Source organism: Diaphorobacter sp. J5-51 (assembly GCF_001023515.1).
Classification (GTDB): domain Bacteria; phylum Pseudomonadota; class Gammaproteobacteria; order Burkholderiales; family Burkholderiaceae_C; genus Diaphorobacter; species Diaphorobacter nitroreducens.
In genome coordinates this window covers 54764-73805 of the sequence record NZ_JSYI01000005.1, presented here as the reverse complement: position 1 = coordinate 73805, position 19042 = coordinate 54764, and the positions used below count along the sequence as shown (strand labels likewise).

Sequence of the window (19042 nt, the reverse complement as noted above, 5' to 3'; positions counted from 1 at the left end):
GCGTTTGCTCCTTGGAAGGGTTGAGAGAAGAAGGTGTCACAAAAGTCGTCACTTGTGGCCGCCGCCCGTGCTGTAGCCACCGAACGAGCCACCCGAGCTGCGGTAGTACCCGCCTGAAGAGCCCGAGCAGTTGCTCATGAGCACCAGCAGGATGATCAGCACGATGAGGATCACGATCACCGTGCCGCAGCCGATGCCAGAGCCCGCGGCGACGGGCCCCGCGTCCTGGCGGCGGAACAGCGCCGCCTTGTCGCCCAGCTTGAAGGCCTGGGCGACTGCGCTGGAGTCCATGCGCTGGCCGTGCGACCAGGTGACCTCGCTGCGCGACTGCTCGCGCGACAGCAGGCCCTTGCCGTTCACGGCGGCAAAGTCGCTGTTGCTGGTCTTCTGGCCGCGTTCCACGGGCCAGTAGAACTCGCCCGCCACATAGTTGGTCTCGGCCTGGTAGGTGGAGGTCAGGCGGTACTGCGTGCCCAGGTAGGTGGCGGCGGGCGCGCCCGGCTTGTGCTGCGGCGCGCCCGTGGCGGGGCGCACCAGGCTCCAGCCATCGCTGGCGTCCACCAGGAACAGGAAGCCCCGCTGGCGGTGGTACAGCAGGTACTCCTCCCAGCCGAAGTGCTCGTCATCCCCGGGCTCCACGCCCGTGCGGTGCTGAAAGCCCACCACCTGCCATGGCGCGCCCTCGAACTGGCCCACGCTGCCCAGCGGGATCAGCGGCTGCACCGGTTCGTACTGTGCGGCGTGGCGCAGCTCGCCACCCAAACCCGCGCTCAGGTCGATCAGGCTGTGGCACGACGGGCAGGTGCAGCTTTTGGTGCTGGACAGCTGCACCTGCACCGGCGCGCCGCAATGGGGGCAACTGAACTGGCGGCCCTTTTCCTCCTTGGCGGACTCGTCCTTCAGGCCCTGGAGCTGCAGATCCTCCAGCCGCACCGCCCGGCCGCGCTGCACCTGGGGGGGCTGGGTGCCGTAGTCGATGGAGAGCACCTCGCCGTCGGCCGAGCGCAGCTCCACCACCTGGAACGGCGTGCCCAGCGGCGGCAGCTTCGGCACCTCGCCCTCGGCCGCGACGAGTTGTGCGCGCACATTGGCCGCCACGCTGAACGGCTGGCCGGCCACGGCCGTGGTCATGCCGACGCGAAAGCGCTCGGCTTCGGGCAATTCCCGCCCCAGCGTGGCCGGGCGGGTGAAGACATAGGCGCCGTTGTCCTCGCTGAGCGTGGCGGTGCTGCCGTCCTGCAGGAAGGCAACCCACTCGGTCCAGCGGCCTTCCTCGCCCTGGTATTGCAGGCGGCCGATCAGCGTGAAAGGCAGCGTCTGGCCGTCCAGCCCGATGCGTCCGCTGGCCATGAGCTGCAGCGGGCTGTGGTCGTCGAAGACCTCGGCCATGCGGCCCAGGCGCTGCAGCACCTCGCCGCTGCGCACCACGGTGCTGTGGCAGTAGGCGCAGATGGCATGGGTGGATTGCGCGCTCTTGAATTCGACTGGCGCGCCGCAGCCCGGGCAGGGCGCGCGGTAGGTCCGCTGGGTGCCGCTGTCGGCCATGCGTCGTGGATCTAAGGTGTTTTTGGCCTCCAGCGCTTGTGTAGCAAGCGCTGGCAGCTACTAAAAAGAGAGTGTACGCGCGTCAGATGAGCTTCTTCAACAGCTCCGCCTTCTTCGCGTCGAACTCCTCCTGCGTGAGGATGCCCTTGGACTTGAGCTCGCCCAGCTTCTCCAGCGTGGCCATCACTTCCTCGGGCCGCACACCCACCGGCGCGGCGGCAGGCGCGGCCTGCGGGGCCGATGGCGCAGCGCCGCCCTGCAGGCCCTGTTGCAGGTTCTGCGCCAGCACCTGGCCCAGCGCCACGCCGGCGCCCAGGCCCATGGCGTCGCCCGCCACGCTGCCGCCACCGTTTCCACCACCCGCCGCGCCTTCGGCGAACTTCGGGATGGCCTGCGCCGTCTGGTACTGCATGAACTTGCCCATGTCGTTGCCGACCATGCCCATGCCGATCTTCTGGTCGAGGATCTTCTGCAGCTCTTCGGGCAGCGAGACGTTCTGCACCGTCATCGATTCGAGCTTCAGGCCGATCTTGGCGAACGCGGGCTGCAGTTCGTGCGCCAGCGCGTCGGCAAACATCACCTGGTTGGCCGCGAGGTCGAGGAACGGCAGGCCGCTGCCCGCGATGGCGTTGCTGATGTTCTGCAGCACCAGGCCGCGCAGCTGGCCCTCCAGGTCCGCCGAGGAGTAGGACTCGCGCGTGCCCGAGATCTCGGTGTGGAACAGCTTCGGGTCCGCGATGCGGTACGCATAGTTGCCGAAGGCGCGCAGGCGCACCGCGCCGAAGTCCTTGTCGCGGATGGTGATGGGCTGGGGCGTGCCCCACTTCTGGTCCACCTGCTGGCGCGTGCTGAAGAAGTACACGTCGCTCTTGAACGGCGACTGGAACAGCTTGTCCCAGTTCTTCAGGTAGGTCAGCACCGGCAGCGTCTGCGTGGTCAGCTTGTAGGTGCCGGGGCCGAACACGTCGGCCACCTGGCCTTCGTTGACGAACACCGCCATCTGCGACTCGCGCACCACCAGCGTGCCGCCGTTCTGGATTTCCATCCCCTCCATCGGGAAGCGCCAGGCCAGCGTGCCATCGCCGTCCTCGGTCCACTGGAGGATGTCGATGAACTGCTTCTTGATGAAGTCCATGAGGGCCATGCGGTGCTCCCGTTCGGGTCGGTTGAGAGGTTGAAAAAAGAGAGCGGCCATCATATCCGCGGCGATTCGACAGTTTCTATCTGCAACTTAGCCAGGAACAATTGGCCATACCAAATGCGAATGACTAGCATTCTCCACATACCGCTACAGGAGAACACCATGTCCCGCATCCGCATTGCCGCCCGCCACAACCTGCCCACGCTGGCCAAGACCGGCAGCTATTACGTGATCCACATCTGCGTGGCCGCCCTGGTGGCGTATGCCGTCACGGGCAATCTGATTGCGTCGCTCACCCTCAGCCTGCTGGAGCCCACGGTGCAGGCCGTGGCCTTCTTCTTCCATGAAAAAGCCTGGGAACGCGCCCGCCAGCGCCGCGAGGCACAGGCACACGCCCCTGCGGAGGCCGCCCATGCGCATGCCGCCTGAGACCCCGGCCCACCTGCGGTCGGAGTCGTTTACCGACTGGCTGGCGCAGCAACTCGCGCACCTCGCCCGGGCCGCATGATGGGCTAGCGGGTTGCGATTGCTCTTATTTACGTAGCTATTAGCGCTTGCCAGATAAGCGCCAGAGGCACTTTTCATCTAGGGCCTGTTCACACTATTTTTGCCAGATGCGTTGCGATCAAAAAGGGCCAGGCGCAAGGCGCCAAACGAAGCTGGGGTGCTACCCCAGCGAGGCTTGGCAACGCCGCGAATGGCCCTTTTTGATCGCAACCCGGAGGGAACGGAGTGAGAACCGCGCCATTCGTCGTTGCCCTCCTAGCCAAGGCCCCGGCCTTGGCGTCGTCACGCGCCTAGATTGGCGCGGTTTTCACGCCATTCGCACTGGCAAAAATAGTGTGAACAGGCCCTAAACCGACAGCGTCACGCCCGCACGTCCAGCAACGCGCCCGCCATCTCGTCGGCGCGGCGCAACACCAGCAGGTTGGCCTGGAAGGCATAGGTGGCACTGATCTGCTCCACGGCCTCCGCTTCCAGCGCCACGCCGGGCGCGGCCGCAGGCGCTGCCACGCGCGCCTGCACGCCGCCCGGCGCCGGTGCGGCCTGCTGGTCCACCGTCTGGCGCCGAAAGCCCGGGGTGTTCAGGTTGGCCACGTTGTGGGCACTGCTGTCCAGGCGCAGCTGCGCGGCCTGCAGGCCGGATTGGGCGATGGCGGCAAGGGTGGTCATATGCCTTGCATTATCGGCAGCGCGGCCCGGCGCTTGAGCGACCCGGGCGGGCCGTCAGACCCCATGCGCCTGCAGCAGGCAGCGCTGCAGCAGTTGCGCGGCCCGGCTGGGTGCGGGTGAGCGGCGCACCAGGCTGACGAAGCGGCAGTCGTAGCGGAACAGCGCGGGCCGCACGGGCTGCATGCGGCCCTGGCGCTCGAAGCTCTCGGCATAGTGGTCGGGCAGAAAGCCCAGAAAGCGCCCCGACAGCACCAGCGTGGCGATGGACTCCTGGTCAAACCCCGTGGCCGCGCGCGTCAGGCGCGCCTCGTGGCTCAGCTCCATGTTGGGCGAGTGGTAGCCCAGCCCCGCGAACGGGTAGCGGCGCACGGCGTCCCAATCCAAATCGTCGTGGGGTGCGCCGAACAGCGGGTGGCCCGCGCCGCAATACAGCAGCATGGTCTCGCCGAACAGGTCGGAATAGACCAGGCTCTGCGAGCTGCGGTGGGCGGGGATGATGCCCACCTGGAAGCTGCCGTCGATCACGCCGCGCTCGATGGCGTTGATCGACCCCACATGCAGCTGCAGCTGCACGTCGGGCGCTTGGGCCGTGAAGGCGGCGATGGCGTCGCCGATGCGCGCGGCCGGGTTGCTCGCCGTCTTGTCGAACACCGCCACGGCGAGTTGTCCGCCCATGCGGTCGTGGATGTCGTCGATGCTGCCCAGAAAGCCACGCACCGAGGCCAGCAGGCGCAGCGTCTCCTCATAGACCCGCTGCCCCTCGGGCGTGAGCGCAAAGCCCGCGCGCCCGCGCCGGCACAGCGTCAGGCCCAGGCGCGTCTCCAGGTCCTTCACATGGCGGCTCACGGTGCTGGTGCCGATGTTCAGCTCCAGCTCGGCCGCGGCCATGCCGCCGCACTCGACCACGGCCTTGAACACCTGCAGCAGGCGCAGGTCCATGTCGGACAGCTGCCCCAGCACGGCGCGCGGACGGCGGGCGTTTTTTACTTGCATGGATTGCTAAGTGAATGTGGATATTTGTTGCTTCAACGGATTATTACCGTGACCAACAATGCGCGCATTCCCTTCAGGAGATCGCCATGAGCTTCGCCGTCATTGACCCCAACCCCGCAGCCGCCGTACGCACCGACGCCGCCTGGCTGGAAGCCCACTGGATGCCCTTCACCGGCAACCGCAACTTCAAGGCCCAGCCGCGCATGATCGTGAGCGGCCAGGGCGCCTACTACACCGACGCCGAAGGGCGCAAGATTTTTGACGGCCTCTCGGGCCTGTGGTGCTCGGGCCTGGGCCACGGCCGCACGGAGGTGGCCCAGGCCATCGGCCGCGCCGCCGCCACGCTGGACTACGCGCCGGCCTTCCAGTTCGGCCACCCCGCGTCGTTCGCGCTGGCCAACAAGCTCAAGGAACTGACGCCCGCCGGGCTGGACTACGTGTTCTTCACCGGCTCCGGCTCCGAGTCGGCCGACACGTCGCTGAAGATGGCGCGCGCCTACTGGCGCGCCAAGGGCCAGGGCACCAAGACGCGCCTGATCGGCCGCGAGAAGGGCTACCACGGCGTGAACTACGGTGGTATCTCGGTCGGCGGTATCGTGGGCAACCGCAAGCTGTTCGGCCAGGGCGTGGAGGCGGACCACATTCCCCACACCCAGCCGCCGGCCGGCACCTTTCAGAAGGGCATGGCCGAAGACGGCGGCCGCGCGTTGGCTGACAAGCTGCTCGACGTGATCGCGCTGCATGACGCGAGCAACATCGCTGCGGTGATCGTCGAGCCCTTCTCGGGCTCGGCCGGCGTGGTGATTCCCCCGAAGGGCTACCTGGAGCGCATCCGCGAGATCTGCACGCAGAACAACATCCTGCTGATTTTTGACGAGGTCATCACCGGCTTTGGCCGCTGCGGCACCTGGACCGGGGCCGAGGCCTTTGGCGTGACGCCCGACATCCTGAACTTCGCCAAGCAGGTCACCAATGGCGCCCAGCCGCTGGGCGGCGTGATCGCCACCAAGGAGATCTACGACACCTTCATGGCGCAGGGCGGCCCCGAGTACATGCTGGAATTCCCGCACGGCTACACCTACTCGGCCCACCCCGTGGCCTGTGCGGCGGGCAACGCGGTGCTCGACATCCTGCAGAAGGAAGACATGCCCGGCCGCGTGAAGGCGCTGGCTCCCTACTTCGAGAACGCCGTGCACGGCCTGAAAGGCGCCAAGCACGTGGCAGACATCCGCAACTATGGCCTGGCCGCCGGCATCACCATCAGCGCCCTGCCCGGCGAGCCCGCCAAGCGCCCCTACGAAATCGCCATGAAGTGCTGGGACAAGGGCTTCTATGTGCGCTACGGTGGCGACACCATCCAGCTCGCGCCGCCCTTCATCAGCACCCAGGCCGAGATCGACCGCCTGGTCAGCGCCCTGGGCGATGCCCTGCACGAGACCGCTTGAACTCCTGTTTTGATAGCTGTTAGCGCTTGATGGATAAGCGCTAGAGCCCGTTTTAGCTTAGAACATCATGCACCACGACAAGAACGTCACCACCACCGTCGGCCACCTGATCGATGGCAAGCTTGTTGCCGACACCGAGCGCACGCAGCCCGTGTTCAATCCCGCCACCGGCCAATCGACCACCAGCGTGGCGCTGGCGAGCCAGGCCACGGTGGAAGCCGCCATTGCTTCGGCCGAGGCCGCCTTTCCCGCCTGGCGCAACACGCCGCCGCTGAAGCGCGCCCGCGTTTTAGCCAAGCTGAAAGTACTGCTCGAAGAAAACGCCGACAAGATCGCCGCGATGATCACCGCCGAGCACGGCAAGGTGCTGGCGGATGCCCACGGCGAGCTGCAGCGCGGCATCGAGAACGTGGAATACGCCAGCTACGCGCCCGAACTGCTCAAGGGCGAGCACAGCCGCAACGTGGGCCCCGGCATCGACTCGTGGTCCGAGTTCCAGGCGCTGGGCGTCACGGCCGGCATAACGCCCTTCAACTTCCCGGCCATGGTGCCGCTGTGGATGTGGCCCATGGCCGTGGCCTGCGGCAACACCTTCGTGCTCAAGCCTTCCGAGCGTGACCCCAGCAGCACGCTGTTCATCGCCCAACTGGCGCTGGAAGCGGGCCTGCCGCCCGGTGTGCTCAACGTGGTCAACGGCGACAAGCTGGCCGTGGACACGCTGCTGCAGGACCCGCGCGTCAAGGCTGTGAGCTTTGTGGGCTCCACCCCCATTGCCGAGTACATCTACGCCGAAGGCTGCAAGCACGGCAAGCGCGTGCAGGCCCTGGGCGGCGCCAAGAACCACGCCGTGCTCATGCCCGACGCAGATGTCGGCAACGCCGTCAGCGCGCTCATGGGCGCGGCCTATGGCTCCTGCGGCGAGCGCTGCATGGCCATCCCGCTGCTCGTGGCCGTGGGCGACGCAGTGGGCGATGCCGTGATCGCGGGCCTGAAGGCCGAGATCGCCAAGATGAAGGTGGGCCCGGGCACCGACAACGGCAACGACATGGGCCCGCTGGTGACGAAGCAGCACTTCGAGAAGGTGAAGGCCTATGTGGACAGCGGCGTGGCCGAGGGCGCCACGCTGGTGGTCGATGGCCGGGGCGTGCAGGTGGCCGGCCATGAGGAAGGCTACTTCCTGGGCGCATGCCTGTTCGACCACGTCAAGCCCGGCATGAAGATTTACCAGGAAGAAATCTTCGGTCCCGTGCTCGGCGTGGTGCGCGTGAAGACGCTGCAAGAGGCCATGCAGCTCATCAACGACCACGAATACGGCAACGGCACCTGCATCTTCACGCGCGACGGCGAGGCCGCGCGCTACTTCACCGACCACATCCAGGTCGGCATGGTGGGCGTGAACGTGCCCCTGCCCGTGCCTGTGGCCTACCATTCGTTCGGCGGCTGGAAGCGCAGCCTGTTCGGCGACCTGCACGCCTATGGGCCGGATGCCGTGCGCTTCTACACCAAGCGCAAGACGATCACCCAGCGCTGGCCCTCGGCGGGCGTGCGCGAGGGGGCGGTGTTCAGCTTCCCGAGCAGCCGCTGACGGCACGGCGGGGGTTGAGAAATGCGGCTGCTGGGCAGGCGTCGGCATCGCTATTACAGTTGTTCACAACAATTTGTCTGCCCATGAAGCTGCCCCCCCGATCCCTCTTCCCGCAGCAGCGTGCATTGGACCGTGCGCATGAACCGGCGCGATCGCACGATCTTCTACCCGTTGCTTTTTCTGGCGCTGGGTTCGCAGCTGCTCGTCACCGACGCGCCAGGATGGACGTGGGTGTTGCTGGCCTTGAACTACCTGGTCTTTCCCCAGGCCGCCTACTGGCGGGCACGACACGCGGTCGACCCGCTGCGCGCAGAAATGCAGAACCTGGACACCGACGTCGTCCTGTTTGGCCTGTGGGCTGGCATCCTGGGCTTCCCGCTGTGGATCACCTTCATGCTGGTCGCATCGGGCTGCATCAACGTCGTGGTCTTCCACGGCGCCCGAGGGGGTATTCGCCTCGTTGTGGGAATTGCAACCGGCGTTGCACTGGCGACGATAGTGGCCCCGCTGACGTGGAAGCCCGACACGGACCTGCGCACCTCCCTGCTCTGCATAACGGCCATGGGGCTGTATCTGTTCGCATTCGCCAGCGATGGCTATCACCGCGCCATAGCCCAGCACAGGGTGCATGCGCAGTTGCGCAAACAGTTCGAGGAAATCCAGTCGCTGCAGGTCCAGTTGAGCGAACAAGCCCTGCGCGACCCACTGACCGGGCTGTCCAACCGCCGCCAACTGGACACCGTGTTGGCGGCCACGCTGGAACGCTGCCGCAGCGAAGGACAGCCGCTGTCGCTGTTGCTGCTCGACATCGACCATTTCAAGAGCATCAACGATGCACATGGCCATAGCACCGGCGACCTGGTGCAGCAGGCAATGGCGCAGTTGCTGCTGCAGCATGTGCGCCCCGAGGACGCAGCCTGCCGCCTGGGAGGCGAGGAGTTCGTGGTGGTGCTCGACAACACCCCGCCGGCCGTGGCGATCGAGCGCGCACAGGAACTGCGGCGGGCTTTCGAAGCGCTGCGTATCCGTGCTCCAAGCGCGGAATTGACTGCCACCCTGTCCTGCGGCGTGGCGGCCTTCCCGGACCAAGGCGATACGCCCCAGGCGCTCATCGCTTGCGCCGACCAGGCGATGTACGCTGCCCAACAGGCCGGCCGCAATCGCGTGACCAGTAGTGCCAGGCCTCCCACCGAGCAAACGGCGGACAGCACGTTGATGGCCTGAGCCGTCGGGCATACAAGGTCCGATCGCAACCTGCGGTAAAACTGTTTCACCCACATACGCATGTCTGCGTACCAGGGTTTCCACGCAAGCCTCCCCTACAATCGCGGTCCCTCAGAGCCTGTTTGCGCTCCTTTCCTGCTTCGCAGCCCTTGAAGGCCGGCAGGCGATCGCGGCAGGCTCGCGATCAGCTGACAACCCGCCCCGGCGGTTCGGGCGCGGCGTCAGCCCCCTGACTTTTGAGCTGGAGACGCCTCAATGCCCGATACCCCCGCGGCCCCCCCCACGTCCGACAAGCGCGCCCTGCTGCGTCGTGCCGCACTCGAATATCACGAGTTTCCCCAGCCCGGCAAGATCACGATTGCTGCGACCAAGCAGATGGTCAATCAGCATGACCTGGCACTGGCCTATTCCCCCGGCGTGGCCGCGCCCTGCGAAGAGATCGTCAAGGACCCCGCCGCTGCCTTTCGCTACACCGCCCGCGGCAACCTGGTCGGCGTGGTGACCAACGGCACGGCCGTGCTGGGCCTGGGCGATATCGGCCCGCTGGCCGGCAAGCCGGTGATGGAAGGCAAGGGCGTTCTGTTCAAGAAGTTCTCGGGCATCGATGTGTTCGACATCGAGATCAACGAGAAGGACCCGGACAAGCTCATCGAGATCATTGCCTCGCTGGAACCCACGTTCGGCGGCATCAACCTGGAAGACATCAAGGCCCCGGACTGCTTCTACATCGAGCGCAAGCTGCGCGAGCGCATGAGCATTCCGGTGTTCCATGACGATCAGCACGGCACGGCCATCGTCGTGGGCGCCGCCATCCTCAACGGCCTGAAGGTGGCCGGCAAGGACCCCAAGAAGATCAAGCTCGTGACCTCGGGCGCCGGCGCGGCCGCGTTGGCCTGCCTGGGCCTGCTGGTCAAGCTGGGCATTCCACGGGAAAACATCTGGGTGACCGACCTGGCCGGCGTGGTCTACGAAGGACGCACCGAGCTCATGGACGAGGACAAGGTGCAATACGCCCAGAAGACGTCCGCCCGCACGCTGGCGGAGGTGATCGAAGGTGCCGACGTGTTCCTCGGCCTGTCGGCCGGCGGCGTGCTCAAGCAAGACATGGTCCGCAAGATGAACGCGCGCCCGCTGATCTTCGCGCTGGCCAACCCCAACCCCGAGATCTCGCCCGAAGACGTGAAGGCGGTCCGCGACGACGCCATCATCGCCACCGGCCGCACCGACCATCCGAACCAGGTCAACAACGTCCTGTGCTTCCCGTACATCTTCCGCGGCGCGCTGGACTGCGGCGCCACGACGATCACCACCGAGATGGAGATCGCCGCCGTTCATGCCATCGCCGAGCTGGCCCAGGCCGAGCAGAGCGAAGTGGTGGCTGCCGCCTATGTCGGCGAGCCGCTGGCCTTCGGCCCGGACTACCTGATTCCCAAGCCGTTCGACCCGCGCCTGATGATGAAGATCGCGCCGGCGGTGGCGCAGGCCGCGGCCGACAGCGGCGTGGCCCAGCGCCCCGTGGCCGACATGGACGCCTACCGCGACCATCTGCAGACCTTCGTCTACGCCTCCGGCACGACGATGAAGCCGATCTTCACGGCGGCCAAGGTGGCTCCCAAGAAGCGCGTGGCCTTCTCCGAGGGCGAGGAAGAGCGCGTGCTGCGCGCCGCGCAGATCGTGGTGGACGAGAAGATCGCGCGCCCCACGCTCATCGGCCGCCCGGCCATCATCGCCCAGCGCATCGAGAAATTCGGCTTGCGCCTGAAAGAGGGCCAGGACTACGACGTGGTCAACGTGGAGCAGGACCACCGCTACCGCGACTTCTGGCAGACCTACCACCGCATGACCGAGCGCAAGGGCGTGACGGTGCCCATCGCCAAGATCGAGATGCGCCGGCGCCTGACGCTGATCGGCTCGATGCTGTTGCACAAGGGCGAGGTGGACGGCCTGATCTGCGGCACCTGGGGCCACACATCGCACCATCTGCAGTACATCGACCAGGTGATCGGCAAGCGCGCCGGCGTGAACACCTACGCCTGCATGAACGGCCTGCTGCTGCCCGATCGCCAGGTGTTCGTGGTGGACACCCATGTGAACTACGACCCCACGGCCGAGCAGCTCGCCGAGATCACCATCATGGCGGCCGAGGAGATGATGCGCTTCGGCATCAAGCCCAAGGCAGCGTTGCTGTCGCACTCCAACTTCGGGTCCAGCAACCAACCCAGCGCGGTGAAGATGCGCCAGACGCTGGACCTGCTGCGCGTACAGGCGCCCTGGCTGGAGGTGGACGGCGAAATGCACGGCGACGTGGCGCTGGACGGCAAGGCCCGCTCGGCCCTCATGCCCCATGGCACGCTGGCGGGCGACGCCAACCTGCTGGTCATGCCCAACATCGACGCGGCCAACATCTCCTACAACCTGCTCAAGACCGCCGCTGGCGGCAATATCGCCATTGGCCCGGTGCTGCTGGGCGCGGCTGAGCCGGTGCACATTCTCACCGCCAGCGCCACGGTGCGCCGCATCGTCAACATGACCGCCCTCACCGTGGCGGATGCCAACGCGGCCCGATAACGGCCATGACAAGCGCCGCTCTACGAGTGGGCGCTGACAATTGCCCTTCGTTCCTGCCCATTTTTTGGGCAGGCGCTTGCCTTATGTGCGCCTTTTTGTCACACTAGCGGGTCGAAATTTCGGGTTAACCCGTAGTTTCTGAAAGGTGTAGTGGATGTTGCAGGCTGTCGCCATCCGGGCGTACAAGGCAATGGGGGCGTGCGTTCTGGGTGCTGCGGTCACGCTTGCGCCCGTGGTGGTGTCCGCGCGGCAGCTCCCTGACACTGCCGCCAATCCTCCCATCTCGCTGGCTGAGCTCCCCCCGCAGGGGCGGGCCACCTATGCGCTGATCCATGAGGGTGGGCCGTTCCCGTACGACAAGGATGGTTCGGTATTCGGCAACCGCGAGCGTCTGCTCCCCCTGAAGAAACGCGGCTATTACCGCGAATACACGGTGCGCACGCCCGGCGTGCGCCACCGGGGAGCGCGGCGCATCGTGTGCGGGGGCGCTCCCCGCACACCGGACGCCTGCTATTTCACCAGCGACCATTACGCGAGCTTTCGAGAAATCAGGGAATGAACGCCAGGAATGCCCCTTGCGGCAAATCCCCTGGCAAGGCCCCTGATGCATTGCACCAACGGTTTTTCTTCCGCTAGCCGCCTTCGCCAGGCTGTCGGATACTTCTTATTCGTGGACCTCTAAAAGAAAGAGCAACGGAGATGGAAACGCCACTTCGTAAAGACCAGGAAACGCTTCTGCGCGGTGTGCGCCCCAATATCGTGCAGTCGATCCGTGCCTTCCGGGTGCACGACCTGCAGGACACGGCGCGCGCCATGGGCCACCACTTCCTGTATGCCAACCTGGCACATGCGCAGTCCAAGCAGGACATCCTGGACCTGATCGCCACGCAGTTCACCTTCCCGGCGCACTTCGGCAAGAACTTCGACGCGCTGTACGACTGCATGACCGATCCGCTGCACAAGTCGGGCCCGCAGCCGGGCTTCATCGTGGTGCTGGAGCAGATCCCGATCACGGCCAAGTTCGACAAGGAAGCCCGGGAGCAGCTGCTGGACATCTTCCGCGATGCCGCCGACTACTGGGGCGACCGCAAGATCCCGTTCCGCTGCTTCTATTCTTTTCTGTAGCCCGTTCTGCAACCGCCGGCCAGGCGGAACGGGCGCAGGAGGAGCACGGCAGTGCTGCCTCCCAGGCCATAGAGATCGCGATCGATCCCGTGGGCGAGAAGATGCCCACCGACAAGCTGGTGGACGTCTCCCCCATGGCGCTGCGCATGAGCAGCCCCTTCAACGCTGGCTACTGGCTCACGGCCGCGTGATGAAGCATGACCGGCCGCAGCCCTGCTCCGGCCGGTCACGGTTTTGCGCTTTGAATCAAATCGGGCGCTAGCGCCCTACCAATAAGCGCGAGCAGCTCCTATTTCAGGAGCATTCCTGCGCCAATGCGACATACTCGCTCACCGGCACCTCCTCGGCCCGGCGCTGGGTGTCGAACGTGCCGGCAAACTGCCGCGCTTCGAGCCAGCGGCCCAGCGTGTGGCGCAACAGCTTGCGCCGCTGGCTGAAGGCCACCTGCACCAACTCCTCCAGCACGGGCATCGACAGCGCCTCGGGCGCTTCGTGCGGCACCATGCGCACCACCGCACTGTCCACGCGCGGCGGCGGGTCGAAGCTCTCGGGCGGCACGAACAGCACGTTCTCCATGGCGTAGCGCCATTGCAGCATCACCGAGAGCCGGCCATAGGCGCTGGTCGCCGGCGCGGCCACCATGCGGTCGATGACTTCCTTTTGCAGCATGAAATGCTGGTCCGCAATGACCCGCACGTGCGCCAGCAGATGGAACAGGATGGGCGTGGAGATGTTGTAGGGCAGGTTGCCGACCACTCTTATCTTGGGAGCATTCAGCGCTTGCGCTACCTGCGCAAAGTCCACTTTCAGCACATCGGACTCGATGACATCGAGCTGCCCGTGCTGGCGCAGCCGAGCGGCCAGGTCGCGGTCCAGTTCGACCACTGTGAGCCGGCCCAGGCGTTCAACCAGCGGCTGGGTCAGCGCCGCCAGCCCCGGGCCGATCTCCACCATGGGCTGCCCGGGCTCGGGCGCGATGGCGCGCACGATCGCATCGATGATGCCCTGGTCGCTCAGGAAGTGCTGGCCGAAGCGCTTGCGCGGGATGTGCTTCATTGCGGAGCGTCGCGGTATTCCACGTAGGCCCGACCCCGGGCTTCCTGGATCCAGGTGGCGAAGGCCTCGTCGAGCTTCTTTTCGCGCACGGTGTCGCGCACCATGTCACGCTGCTCGCGCTGGGTGAGCTTGGCCTCGCGGCGCTCCAGCAGCTGGATCAGGTGCACCCCAAAGCGCGACACCACGGGACGGCTGATCTCGCCAGGGCGCAGGGCATTGAGCGCCTCTTCGAATTCGGGCACGTAGCGCCCGGGCGATGCCCAACCCAGGTCGCCGCCGTCCTTGGCGCTGCCGTCCTGCGAATACTCGCGTGCCAGCGCCGCGAAGTCGGCGCCGCCGCGCGCGATGCGATCGCGCAGATCCTCCAGCCGCTCGGCCGCCTGGCGTTCCGACAGGTTGGCATTGGTGCGCAGCAGAATGTGGCGCGCGTGGCTCTGCACGGCCGTGGTGGGCACGCCGCTCTGGGTCTTGTCCACCACCTTCAGGATGTGAAAGCCCGCGGGCGAGCGCACCGGGCCGACCACGCTGCCCACGCTGGCTTGCTGCGTGGCGTTCACGAACAACTCGGGATAGCGGTCGGCCGGGCGCAGGCCCAGCAGTCCGCCGTTGGCGCCTTCGGGCGCATCGGAATACTCGCGCGCCACGGCGCCAAAGTCGCCACCCGCCTGCACCTTGGCCAGCGCCTCCTGCGCGCGCGCCGAGCGCTGGGCCACCTCGTCCGGGCCGGCGTTCTCGGGCACTTTCACCAGGATGTGACCCAGGTTGAGTTCCAGCTTGCCCGGGCCGGCGGCCTGCCGCTGGTCATGCAGGTACTGGTCCACCTCCAGGTCGCTCACACGCACGCGCGACTCCACGTCGCGCTCACGCAGGCGCAGCGCCAGCAGCTGGTTGCGCAGTTCTTCGCGAAAGCGCTCCTTGCTGATGCCATCGGCGGCCAGGCGCCGGTGCATTTCGTCCACGCTGATGCTGTTCTGCCGCGCCACCGACTGCTCGGCCTGGTTGACGGCATAGTCGTCCACCTTGATGCCGGTCTCCTTGGCCTGCTGCACCTGGATCTTCTCCAGGATCAGGCGCTCCAGCACCTCCTTGGCCAGCAGCTCCTGCGGCGGAACCTGGCCGCCCTGGCTGGCGATCTGCTGCACCACGCGCTCGGTGCGCTGGCGCACCTCGTTGTTGGTGATGGGCTCGGAATTGACCACGGCGACGATGTAATCCGCCTGCCGCGGCGCATTGGAGGCCGTCGCACCGGCCGGCGGCAGCAGCGTCGCTGCGGAGGGCAGCCGCGGCTGGCCGGAGGCCGATGGGCGCAGCCCCTGCGCATGGGCGCTCATGGGCACCAGCGGTGCGACGGCGGTCAGGCAGACCAGGCCCAGGGTCAAGGCACGGTGTTTCATGGCGTGGTGCAAATTCATGGTGCAAGGCGGCGCGTCGCCCAAGCGGGGCGGCGCGCAAGGCGATCAATCGTACTGGGTGAAGCGGCTGGGGGTGGACACGCTTTCGCGCAGGAACTGGTAGCGCGGCACATTCTGCTTGAGGCTGGACAGCGGGTTGGAGCCCAGCGACAGGCGCGAGAAGCCGATGAATTCGATCTGGAACATGAGCCGGGTGTTGGAGGACGTGACGCTGCGCTGCAGGCGCTCCAGCACCACGCGGCCGATCCAGCAGCAGCTCTCGTACTCCAGGCCCACCACGGTGTCCACCAGTTTGCGGTCCTGCAGGCTGTAGTTCAGCCGCCCCACGCTATACCAACGCCCCCCGGCAGAGGAGGGCTTGTCGCCGCGGTCGCCCCACAGGTCGTTGAGCGGCCACTGCCAGCCCACGTCGATCTGCTCGCTGGGCTCGGTGATCAGGCCGGTGACCTTCTGCATGCGGTAGGCCGCGCTCACCGTGCGGTAGTTGCCGGGCGAATAGCGCGCCCCCACCGTGGTGCGCAGGGACCGGCCGGTCTTGGGGTTGTATTGCACCGTGGAGTCGAAGCCCCACTGCGGCGTCCAGTTGATGCCCGCGCCCAGCAGCACGTCCGACAGCCGCTCGTTCACCGGCGAGCCGCCGGGCATGGTGACTTCCTGGTCGGAAAAGCGCACGCGCTGTGCCACGCCGAAGCGCGCGGCCTCGGCGCCGGTGTCGGGGTCGAGCAGGCGCGTGGTCACGCCCAGCGTGAGCAGGTTGTTGTCGGCCAGCCGGTCCTGTCCGCCAAAGGCGTTCTCGGTGTAGATCGACGCGAAGTTGAAGTCGTTCACCGCGGTGTCGTAGATCGGCAGCAGGCGCTGGTCGCGGTACGGGGTGTAGGTATAGAAGGCGCGCGGCTCCAGGGTCTGCAGGAAGTCGCGGCCGAAATAGCGGGCGTCGCGCTCGAACACCAGGCCGCTGTCCAGGCTGAACGTGGGCAGCGTGCGGCTGGCGGTGCGCTGGCCGTTGGCCAGCGGCGCATCGAACTCGTAGTGCGTGCTGTGCAGCTGCACGCGCGGTGTGATGAAACCCGCCGGCGCCAGGAACGGCCGGCTGACCTGCGCCATGGTGTAGCTGCGCTTGGCGTTGGGCTGGCCGGTGTAGGCGCGGTCGGCGTGAAAGCTGGTGTAGTCGGCCTCGACACTCGCATCCAGCCCGCCGGCCAGCTGCAGCGGCCGGTACTCCCAGCGCAGCTGCGGCATGCGGTCGTAGGGCGGGATGATGGGCGCGTTCACGTCCTGCAGCGTTTGCCACTTGAGGGTGCGCAGCAGCAGCGAATGCTCGCCGCGCGCCCAGTTCAGCGTCGCGTCGCCCGGCAGCAGGCGCTGGGTGAGCTGGTCGTTCACGCCGCTGCGGCCACTGTTGCGCTGGGAAAAATCGCGCCAGTAGTTGTCGTCGCTCACGCGCTTGATGTCGATGCCCAGTCCCACGCCGCCTGCGGGCGTATCAAAGGTAGCGCGGTGCTTGATGCCGTAGGCCCAGCGGTCGCGGTCGCGCAGCCGGTCATTGGGCATGTAGTCGGCCGTCAGCTCGCCGCTGTAGCGCGGCTCCAGGTAGCGGAACTCCGTGCCCAGGGCCACGCCGCGCCGCGTCATGACCGTAGGCGTGATGGTGGCGTCGCGGTTGGGCGCGATGTTCCAGTAGTACGGCTGCGCGTACTCGAAGCCGCTGACGCTGTCCAGCCCGAGCGTGGGCGGCAGCAGGCCGGACTTGCGCCGGTCCGACAGCGGGAAGGTGATGCGCGGAATCGGCAGCACCGGCACGCCCTTGAACTCCAGCACGCCATTCTCGGCCGTGCCCACGTCCTCCACGCGGTCCAGGTGGATGCGCTCGGCGCGCAGGATCCAGTCGGGCTGCCAACTGGCCTCGTCGGTGCGCTCGCAGGTGGTGTAGGTGGCGTTGTGCACCACGGAACGGTCGCGGTCGAGGAAGTCCACGCGCGAGGCCTGGCCATGCGCCGCGGTCTCCAGGAAGCGGTAGCGCGCGTCGCTGAAGAAGCCGGTGAAGGCCTCCACGCGCAGGTCCAGCTGCGAGCCTTCATACCGGTTGCCCGCGCGGTTGATGAGCACGTTGCCGCTGGCGCGCGCGCGGTCATCGGCCACGTCGTATTGCATGCGGTCGGCATGCACCACCGTGTCGCCGCGGCGCAGCTCGGCGTTGCCCTCGATCGTGGCCTGGATGTCCGGTTGGCCCGTCACGCGGTCTCCGCGCACGAACACCGGCAGTTGCTGGCGGATGCCGTAGGGCAGCACCTCCTGCAAGCGCGGGCTGGAGCGCAGCGCCGGCGGTGGCTCGGCCGGCGCAGCATCTTGGGACGGCTGTGCCTGGGCCAGCACGGCCAGTGGCACGCCGCACAGCATCAGGGCCGCCAGCCGCGCCAGCATGCGGCGCGGAGGCAGGGGCGCGGCGAATGGGCGGTGCGTCGGGACGTGCAGGGCGTGGGGCAAGGGGAGACGATCCATGGATTGCGACGGACGGCGGGCCGCTAGGCACGGGCACCGCGGGCCACCCCGCCGGGGAAGGCCGGGTTTGTAGAATCCGATTATCCATGAGCCACCCCTCTTCCCCCACTCCGGCGGGCACATCCGAGCCGGCCACGGGCGCCGTGCATACGGGCGCCGTGCACTGGACCGACCCGGCCCGCCAGGCAGCCTTCAACGCCTGGCTGGCCCCGCTGGCCGCCTCGCTCCAGTTGCGGCGCGAGTCCCTGCGCCCGGCGTCCGCGGACGCGAGCTTTCGCCGCTACCTGCGCCTGGACGCCGTTGATGGCACCAGCCGCATCGTCATGGACGCGCCGCCCGACAAGGAAGACTGCCGCCCGTTCGTGCAGGTGCAGGCGCTGCTGCAGGCCGCCGGCCTGCGCGTGCCGCAGATCCTGGCCTGGGACGAAGCGCACGGCTTCATGCTGCTGTCCGACCTGGGCGCGCAGACGGTCATCGAACGCCTGGACCCTGCCAACCCGGCCGCCGCGCACGCCTGGTACCTGCAGGCCGTGGACCTGCTCATCGACTGGCAGCGCGCCTCGCGCCCCGGCGTGCTGCCGGCCTACGACGAGCCGCTGCTGCGCCGCGAGCTGCAGCTCTTTCCCGACTGGTACATCGCCCGCCACCGCCAGGCCACGCTGACCGACGCTCAGCAAACCACGCTGGCCCGCGCCTTCGACGCCATCGTGGCGCAGAACCTGGCGGCCCCCAGCGTGTACGTGCACCGCGACTTCATGATGCGCAACCTGATGGTGGGTGCGGACGAGCGCCTGGGCGTGCTGGACTTCCAGGACGCGGTCTACGGCCCCGTGACCTATGACATCGCCAGCCTGATGCGCGACGCCTTCATCAGCTGGGAAGAAGACTTCGTCATCGACATTACCGTGCGTTACTGGGAGAAGGCCCGCCGTGCGGGCATTCTCGGCGCCGCGAGCGGCAGCGGTTGGGGTGCGGACTTCGGCGACTTCTACCGCGCGGTGGACTTCATGGCGCTGCAGCGCCACCTGAAGGTGGCCGGCATCTTCGCGCGCCTGACGCTGCGCGACGGCAAGCCCAAGTACCTGGCCGACGCACCGCGCTTCATCGCCTACATCCGCCAGACGGCCGGCCGCTACCGCGAGCTGTCGCCGCTGCTGCGGCTGGTGGACGAACTGGAAGGCACCCAGGCCGCCATGGGCTACGCCTTCGGGCGCGTGTAGGTTTACAAGCCAAATCAACCTCCAGCGCTTGTCCACCAAGCGCTGGCAGCTACTAT

General features: G+C 67.1%; 15 protein-coding genes. 8 read left to right on the top strand and 7 right to left on the bottom strand.

What is annotated here, in order from left to right; genetic code table 11:
* Nucleotides 1-48: 48 nt before the first annotated feature.
* Together OX89_RS01110 and OX89_RS01105 are read right to left on the bottom strand one after the other, a co-directional pair.
* Nucleotides 49-1545: a DUF4178 domain-containing protein gene (locus tag OX89_RS01110; RefSeq protein ID WP_047349240.1), complete on the bottom strand. Its 1497-nt coding sequence runs from the start codon at nucleotides 1543-1545 to the stop codon at nucleotides 49-51.
* Nucleotides 1546-1627: 82 nt separating this feature from the next.
* Nucleotides 1628-2689, bottom strand: coding sequence for an SPFH domain-containing protein (locus tag OX89_RS01105; protein WP_047349239.1), 1062 nt, complete (start codon nucleotides 2687-2689; stop codon nucleotides 1628-1630).
* 159 nt (nucleotides 2690-2848) lie between these two features.
* Here OX89_RS01105 and OX89_RS01100 point away from each other — a divergent pair, with 159 nt between their 5' ends.
* Nucleotides 2849-3115 carry a DUF2061 domain-containing protein gene (locus OX89_RS01100; RefSeq protein ID WP_011807179.1) on the top strand — a complete coding sequence of 89 codons (267 nt, stop codon included), beginning with the start codon at nucleotides 2849-2851 and terminating at the stop codon, nucleotides 3113-3115.
* A gap of 438 nt (nucleotides 3116-3553) precedes the next feature.
* On the opposite strand, the gene OX89_RS01095 is transcribed toward OX89_RS01100, so the two are convergent.
* A complete protein-coding gene (locus OX89_RS01095) occupies nucleotides 3554-3859 on the bottom strand; it encodes a flagellar basal body protein (protein WP_011807180.1) in 306 nt (101 codons plus the stop codon).
* Between the two features lie 54 nt (nucleotides 3860-3913).
* Nucleotides 3914-4852, bottom strand: coding sequence for a LysR family transcriptional regulator (locus OX89_RS01090; protein WP_047349238.1), 939 nt, complete (start codon nucleotides 4850-4852; stop codon nucleotides 3914-3916).
* Between the two features lie 86 nt (nucleotides 4853-4938).
* On the opposite strand from OX89_RS01090, the gene OX89_RS01085 reads away from it, so the two are divergent.
* The 6 genes from OX89_RS01085 to OX89_RS01060 all read left to right on the top strand — a co-directional run bounded on the left by OX89_RS01085 (nucleotide 4939) and on the right by OX89_RS01060 (nucleotide 12799).
* Nucleotides 4939-6297, top strand: coding sequence for an aspartate aminotransferase family protein (locus OX89_RS01085; RefSeq protein WP_047349237.1), 1359 nt, complete (start codon nucleotides 4939-4941; stop codon nucleotides 6295-6297).
* Between the two features lie 67 nt (nucleotides 6298-6364).
* Nucleotides 6365-7882 (top strand): CoA-acylating methylmalonate-semialdehyde dehydrogenase, encoded by a 1518-nt coding sequence (locus OX89_RS01080; protein WP_047349236.1) that lies wholly within the window; start codon nucleotides 6365-6367, stop codon nucleotides 7880-7882.
* 138 nt (nucleotides 7883-8020) lie between these two features.
* Nucleotides 8021-9106, top strand: a complete 1086-nt coding sequence (locus OX89_RS01075; RefSeq protein WP_047349235.1) for a sensor domain-containing diguanylate cyclase — start codon at nucleotides 8021-8023, stop codon at nucleotides 9104-9106.
* Between the two features lie 255 nt (nucleotides 9107-9361).
* Nucleotides 9362-11674: an NADP-dependent malic enzyme gene (locus OX89_RS01070; protein WP_047349234.1), complete on the top strand. Its 2313-nt coding sequence runs from the start codon at nucleotides 9362-9364 to the stop codon at nucleotides 11672-11674.
* Nucleotides 11675-11828: 154 nt separating this feature from the next.
* Nucleotides 11829-12233, top strand: coding sequence for a ribonuclease domain-containing protein (locus OX89_RS01065; RefSeq protein ID WP_011807185.1), 405 nt, complete (start codon nucleotides 11829-11831; stop codon nucleotides 12231-12233).
* Between the two features lie 140 nt (nucleotides 12234-12373).
* Nucleotides 12374-12799, top strand: a complete 426-nt coding sequence (locus OX89_RS01060; RefSeq protein ID WP_011807186.1) for a barstar family protein — start codon at nucleotides 12374-12376, stop codon at nucleotides 12797-12799.
* Between the two features lie 294 nt (nucleotides 12800-13093).
* On the opposite strand, the gene rsmA is transcribed toward OX89_RS01060, so the two are convergent.
* From rsmA to OX89_RS01045, 3 genes are all read right to left on the bottom strand, one after another.
* Complete coding sequence (rsmA, locus tag OX89_RS01055) at nucleotides 13094-13855, bottom strand: 16S rRNA (adenine(1518)-N(6)/adenine(1519)-N(6))-dimethyltransferase RsmA (protein ID WP_047349233.1); 762 nt, start codon at nucleotides 13853-13855, stop codon at nucleotides 13094-13096.
* Nucleotides 13852-15249, bottom strand: a complete 1398-nt coding sequence (locus tag OX89_RS01050; RefSeq protein ID WP_369799230.1) for a peptidylprolyl isomerase — start codon at nucleotides 15247-15249, stop codon at nucleotides 13852-13854. Before OX89_RS01050 ends, rsmA begins: the two co-directional genes overlap by 4 nt.
* 63 nt (nucleotides 15250-15312) lie before the next feature.
* Nucleotides 15313-17766: an LPS-assembly protein LptD gene (locus OX89_RS01045; protein ID WP_047349231.1), complete on the bottom strand. Its 2454-nt coding sequence runs from the start codon at nucleotides 17764-17766 to the stop codon at nucleotides 15313-15315.
* Between the two features lie 86 nt (nucleotides 17767-17852).
* Between OX89_RS01045 and OX89_RS01040 the strand changes: the two genes are divergently transcribed.
* Nucleotides 17853-18986, top strand: a complete 1134-nt coding sequence (locus OX89_RS01040) for an aminoglycoside phosphotransferase family protein (RefSeq protein WP_047349230.1) — start codon at nucleotides 17853-17855, stop codon at nucleotides 18984-18986.
* Nucleotides 18987-19042 lie beyond the last annotated feature (56 nt).